The 6,589-nt window shown below is 63.2% G+C and carries 5 protein-coding genes; all 5 read left to right on the top strand.

Annotated features, from left to right (window positions below; genetic code table 11):
* The coding region (ntrC, locus tag VK804_RS29725) for a nitrogen regulation protein NR(I) (protein WP_325751853.1) at nucleotides 1-1,340 on the top strand (1,340 nt) is incomplete at its 5' end.
* Between the two features lie 174 nt (nucleotides 1,341-1,514).
* Nucleotides 1,515-3,845, top strand: coding sequence for a PAS domain-containing sensor histidine kinase (locus tag VK804_RS29730; RefSeq protein WP_325751854.1), 2,331 nt, complete (start codon nucleotides 1,515-1,517; stop codon nucleotides 3,843-3,845).
* Nucleotides 3,846-3,863: 18 nt separating this feature from the next.
* A complete protein-coding gene (locus tag VK804_RS29735) occupies nucleotides 3,864-5,234 on the top strand; it encodes a sigma-54 dependent transcriptional regulator (protein ID WP_325751855.1) in 1,371 nt (456 codons plus the stop codon).
* Between the two features lie 258 nt (nucleotides 5,235-5,492).
* The gene (gene hfq / locus VK804_RS29740; RefSeq protein ID WP_006020546.1) at nucleotides 5,493-5,741 is read left to right on the top strand and encodes an RNA chaperone Hfq; all 249 of its coding nucleotides are present in this window, start codon (nucleotides 5,493-5,495) and stop codon (nucleotides 5,739-5,741) included.
* 11 nt (nucleotides 5,742-5,752) lie between these two features.
* Nucleotides 5,753-6,589: GTPase HflX (hflX, locus tag VK804_RS29745; protein WP_325751856.1), on the top strand; the 837-nt coding region annotated here is incomplete at its 3' end.

A 6,589-nucleotide genomic window follows, 5' to 3' on the forward strand; every position in this document is an offset into this window, starting at 1 on the left:
ATGCCGCAACCCTGTGGCGCTGGATCAGCCAGGGCGACGGCGATCTGATCATCACCGACGTGCTTTTGCCCGACGAAAGCGCCTTCGATCTGTTGCCGCGCATCAAGAAGGCGCGGCCCGACCTGCCAGTGCTGGTCATGAGCGCGCAGAACACGTTCATGACCGCGATCCGCGCGTCGGAGCGCGGCGCCTACGAATATCTGCCGAAGCCGTTCGACCTCAAGGAATTGATCGCGATTGTCGGGCGCGCGCTCGCGGAGCCGAAGGAGCGGGTCGCCAATCACGTCGATGAATCCGAATTCGACTCGATTCCCCTGGTCGGCCGGTCGCCGGCGATGCAGGAAATCTACCGCGTGCTGGCGCGGCTGATGCAGACCGACCTCACCGTGATGATCTCGGGCGAGTCCGGCACCGGCAAGGAGCTGGTGGCGCGTGCGCTGCACGACTACGGCAAGCGGCGCAACGGTCCCTTCGTCGCCGTGAACATGGCGGCGATCCCGCGCGACCTCATCGAGTCCGAGCTGTTCGGCCACGAGCGCGGTGCCTTCACCGGCGCCAACACCCGCGCCTCCGGCCGCTTCGAGCAGGCCGAAGGCGGCACGCTGTTCCTCGACGAAATCGGCGACATGCCGATGGAGGCGCAGACCCGGCTGTTGCGGGTGCTGCAACAGGGCGAATACACCACCGTCGGCGGCCGCACCCCGATCAAGACCGACGTGCGCATCGTCGCCGCCAGCAACAAGGATTTGCGGATCCTGATCCAGCAGGGCCTGTTCCGCGAGGACCTGTTCTTCCGTCTCAACGTGGTGCCGTTGCGGCTGCCGCCGCTGCGCGAGCGGATCGAGGATTTGCCCGATCTCATCCGGCATTTCTTCGCGCTCGCCGAGAAGGATGGCCTGCCGCCGAAGAAGCTCGATGCGCTGGCGCTGGAGCGCATGAAGCAGCATCGCTGGCCCGGCAATGTGCGCGAACTCGAAAACCTCGCGCGAAGGCTCGCGGCACTTTATCCGCAGGACGTGATCACGGGCTCTGTGATCGACGGCGAATTGGCGCCGCCGGCGGTGACCTCGGGCGGCGCCGTGCATCACGGCGTCGACAATCTCGGCGGCGCGGTCGAGGCCTATCTGTCATCGCATTTTTCGGGCTTCCCAAACGGGGTGCCGCCGCCCGGCCTCTATCACCGCATCCTCAAGGAGATCGAGGTGCCGCTGCTCACCGCCGCGCTGGCGGCGACCAGGGGCAATCAGATCCGCGCCGCCGATTTGCTCGGCCTCAATCGGAACACGCTGCGGAAGAAGATTCGCGATTTGGACATTCAGGTCTACCGGAGCGGTAACTAACGGCTTTTCAGAGGGTTGTATCCTCATCGGGCAGATCCTCTGGAAACTGCGCGTCGGTGAGGCAAGGACGCCAAGGAATTGTCGTAATTCGGCAACATTGTGATATGAATGCATCAGTCCGCTGCCGGTGTTTCCCGGCGGGCGGGAGGCCTTCAGCTCTCACCTTTTGCCGGAATGACCAGCGCAGACACCTCGGCCGCCTCGTTCGATCCGTCGTTCGCCGAACCCCAGGGGTCGACCCTGCGGAGGTTGCTGGCGCCGTTCGCGGTCGTGCTGGCGCTGCTGTCGGCCTTCCTCACCTTCGTGGTGCTCACCGGGCTGACGCCGATCGAACCTCGGCCTCTGGTGGTCTATTCCTTTATCCTGATCAACGCCGCGACCATCCTGCTGTTGGTCGGCATCATCGTCCGCGAGGTCTGGCAGGTGATGCAGGCCCGGCGGCGGGGCCGGGCGGCGGCGAGGCTGCATATCCAGATCGTCAGCCTGTTCTCGGGCATCGCCGTGGTACCGGCGGTGCTGGTGGCGATCGTCGCCAACGTCACCATCGATCGCGGTCTCGACCGCCTGTTCTCGGGCCCGACCCGCGAAGCGATCCAGAACTCGCTGAGCATTGCGCGGGCCTATACCAACGAACACGCGCAGCTCGTCAGCGGCGACATTCTGGGAATGGCCAACGATATCGCCCATACAAGGCCATTATACGATCAGGATCGCGGAACATTCCGCGAGCTGCTGACCGCGGGCGCTGTCGCACGCAACCTGCCAAGCGCGATGCTGATCGACAAGCAAGGCCATATTCTGGATTCGGCGCAAACCGGGGTTCAGTTGACCTTCGCGCCGCCGCCTTCGGAGATCCTCGCCAACGTCAACGAAACCCAGCCTGAAATCTCGGTGATCCCCGAGGAAAACTATGTCGCTGCCGTGATCCGGCTGCGGGCGTTCAACGATGTATTTCTCTACGTCGCGCGTCCGCTTGATCCCGGCGTGGTCGCGCAACTCAGCCAGACCGAAGCTATTTCCGCAGAATATGCCGAGCTGGAGTCGCGCCGGCTCGGCATCCAGGTATCGTTCGCGCTGATGTTCGCGGTGATCGCGCTGACCATCCTGATGGCTTCCGTGCTGATCGGGCTGAATTTTGCGAATTGGCTGGTCGCCCCGATCCGGCGGCTGATGAGCGCGGCCAATATCGTGTCGACCGGCGATCTGCACGTGCAGGTTCCGGTGCACAAGTCGGAGGGCGATCTCGCGCAGCTCGGCGAGACCTTCAACAAGATGACCCATGAGCTGCGCACCCAGCGTGACGAACTCGTCAGCGCCAGCGACCTGATCGACAGCCGCCGCCGATTCATCGAGGCGGTATTGTCCTCGGCCAGTGCCGGCATCATCGGCGTCGATGCGTCCGGCAGCGTCGGCATTCTCAACCGCTCCGCCGAAAAACTGATCGGCCACGCCGAATCGGAGACGCTCGGCCACCCGCTGTCGGACGTGCTTCCCGAACTCGATGACATGATGAAAACGGCGCGCGAGGGCACGCAGCGGCTGGTTCAGGGCCAGATCACGATCCAGCGCGACGGCAATGAGCGCAATCTTTCGGTTCGCGTCAGTGCCGAGCAGACCAGCCAGTCGCGCGACAGTTACATCATCACCCTCGATGACATCACCGAGCTGGTTTCCGCGCAGCGCACCTCGGCATGGGCCGACGTCGCCCGCCGCATCGCGCACGAAATCAAGAATCCGCTGACCCCGATTCAGCTTTCGGCCGAACGCATCAGGCGCAAGTTCGGCAAAGTCATCACCGAGGACAAAGCCATTTTCGAGCAATGCACGGATACGATCGTGCGCCAGGTCGACGATATCAGGCGGATGGTCGATGAATTCTCGCGCTTTGCGCGGATGCCGAAGCCGGTGATCGAGGGCGAGGACGTCGCCGATACCGTGCGCCAGGCGGTATTCCTGATGCGGGTCGGACATCCCGACATCGATATCGAGGCGGAAATCAAGCAAGAGCCGATGCGCGCGCAGTTCGACCGGCGGCTGATTTCGCAGGCGCTGACCAACATCATCAAGAACGCGACCGAGGCGATCGAGGCGGTGCCGCCGGATCAGCTTGGCAAGGGACGCATCGATGTCATCGCCGCGCGCGAAAACGATGATATCGTGATCGACGTCATCGATAACGGCATCGGGCTGCCGAAGGTGAGCCGGGCGCGCCTGCTCGAACCCTATGTCACGACACGTGAAAAGGGCACCGGTCTCGGGCTTGCCATCGTCGGCCGGGTGCTGGAAGACCATGGCGGCCGGATTGAGCTGAACGATGCCGCCGATATCCGGCCGGGCCAACGCGGCGCCTGGATGCGGTTGCGCTTTGCGATATCGGGCCATGCACCGAAGGCCGAAGTAAAGGAAACGACCGCTCCCGAGACAACCCAACCGGCATCCGGAACCACCGAGCCGGCAGAAGCGACCAACACTGAAACAAAAATCGAAGCCGCGACAGGCAGCTGACCAGACAGGGCGAAACCCATGGCAAGTGACATTCTGATTGTCGATGACGAAGCCGATATCCGGGATCTGGTTGCAGGCATCCTCGACGACGAGGGCTTCACCACCCGTACCGCGCGCGACAGCGATTCGGCGCTGGCGGAAATTGCCCAGCGCCGTCCGCATCTGGTGTTTCTCGATATCTGGCTGCAGGGCAGCAAGCTCGACGGGCTGCAGCTGCTGGAGCAGATCAAGCGGGACCATGCCGATCTGCCGATCGTGATGATCTCCGGCCACGGCAATATCGAAACCGCGGTCGCCGCCATCAAGCGCGGCGCCTACGACTTCATCGAAAAGCCGTTCAAATCAGACCGGCTGATCCTGGTGGCGACGCGGGCGCTCGAGACGTCGCGGTTGAAGCGTGAAGTGAAGGAACTCAAGCAATTGGCGCCTGCGGCGAGCGTGCTGACCGGACACTCCGCCTGCATGAACCAGCTGCGCCAGACCATCGAGCGGGCCGCCAAGGCCAATAGCCGCATCCTGATCGTCGGTCCTTCAGGCTCCGGCAAGGAGCTGGCGGCGCGCACGCTGCATAACGCGTCAACCCGCTCCGAAGGACCCTTCGTCGTCATCAATGCCGCGGCGATCACCCCGGAGCGCATGGAAGTCGAATTGTTCGGCGTCGAACAGTCCAATGGCGAGCATCAGCGCAAGGCCGGCGCGCTGGAGGAAGCCCATGGCGGCACCCTGTTCATCGATGAAATCGGCGACATGCCGCGCGAGACCCAGAACAAGATCCTGCGGGTCCTGGTCGATCAGACGTTCCAGCGCTCGGGCGGCACCACCAAGGTCAATGTCGACGTCCGCATCATTTCGTCGACGGCCCGCAACCTCGAAGAAGAGATCGCCGAAGGCCGCTTCCGCGAGGACCTCTATCACCGGCTGTCGGTGGTGCCGATCCGCGTCCCGCCGCTATCGGAGCGCCGCGAGGACATTCCGGAGTTGATCGACTATTTCATGGACCAGATTTCGATCGCGACCGGATTGCCGAAACGCCAGATCGGCCAGGATGCGATGGCGGTGTTGCAGTCGCATGTCTGGCCCGGCAACGTCCGCCAGCTCCGCAACAATGTCGAGCGCGTCATGATTCTGGCGGGCGGCGGTCCGGAAGTCATCATCACTGCCGATATGCTGCCGCAGGATGTCGGCTCCATGGTGCCGGCGATGCCGACCAGCAACAACGGCGAGCACATCATGGGCCTGCCGCTGCGCGAGGCGCGGGAGGTGTTCGAGCGCGATTATCTGATCGCCCAGATCAGCCGCTTCTCGGGCAATATCTCTCGCACGGCGGAATTCGTCGGCATGGAGCGCTCGGCGCTGCATCGCAAGCTCAAGGCGCTTGGGGTCGGCTGATCCGGCCTTGCCGCCATGTTTCATGCATCTGCTTGATAAATTGCCGACTTTTCAGGCAGTCCCCCGGGGAATTACTCCGTCGTTCTCAACGGCCGGAGGCGTGAACCGGCTTGCCTAAAAACCGCGCCTGCCTTCTAATCATGCCGTCGCGTGCCCGGAGGGGGATCTCAGGGGATGCCGGCGACCGGGGGACGCTCCGCAAGAGGGCAGCCATCGGTTCAATAAAAAGCAAGCCAACAAGAATGCGGGATAAAAACAATGGCGGCAGACCGCGCACAAAACCTACAGGACACCTTCCTTAATCACGTTCGCAAAACCAAAACGCCACTGACGATCTTTCTGGTCAATGGAGTGAAGCTGCAGGGGATTGTCACCTGGTTCGACAATTTCTGCCTCTTGCTTCGGCGCGACGGTCATTCGCAGCTTGTATACAAGCACGCGATCTCGACCATCATGCCGGGCGCTCCGATCCAGTTGTTCGAGGGCGGTGAGGATGCTCCGGCTTGAGAGTGATCTGATTGGAACCCCGAAATCTGGAACGGGGGGCTGACCGTCCGCGGTCGGCAGGGGGTAAGACAACCGGGCGGGTGATCGTCATCGGCCCCTATTTGCGTGTGCGCCGCGGCGATCCCGAGGCGCAAATAGATGCGCATGGCCTGCGCAATTCCGAGGCGCGGCTCGAGGAGGCCGTCGGTCTGGCGCGCGCCATCGAGTTGACGGTCGCCGACGCGCTGATCGCGCCGGTCAGCCAGATTAGGCCCGCGACCTATCTCGGCAAGGGCAAGGTCGAGGAGATCGTCGGCCTCATCACCGGGCACGAGATCGAACTGGTGGTGATGGATTGCGCGCTGTCGCCGATCCAGCAGCGCAATCTCGAGAAGGCCTGGAACACCAAGGTGCTCGATCGCACCGGGCTGATCCTCGAAATCTTCGGCCGCCGCGCCAAGACCAAGGAAGGCGCGCTGCAGGTTGAACTCGCGCATCTGAATTACCAGCGCTCGCGACTGGTGCGATCCTGGACCCATCTGGAACGGCAGCGCGGCGGTTTTGGGTTCATGGGCGGTCCCGGCGAGACGCAGATCGAAGCCGATCGCCGCCTGATCGGCGACCGCATCGCGCGCCTTGAAAACGAAATCAAGAAAGTCCAGGCGACACGACAGCTGCATCGCGCTGGCCGGCAGCGGGTGCCGTATCGCGTGGTGGCGCTGGTCGGCTACACCAATGCCGGCAAATCGACGCTGTTCAACCGGCTTACCGCGTCCGAAGTGCTCGCCAAGGATTTGTTGTTCGCTACCCTCGATCCCACCATGCGCGGGATCGTGCTGCCGGGCGGCGTGCGCGCGATCCTTTCCGAT

The organism is Bradyrhizobium sp., from assembly GCF_035484855.1.
Lineage (GTDB): Bacteria > Pseudomonadota > Alphaproteobacteria > Rhizobiales > Xanthobacteraceae > Bradyrhizobium.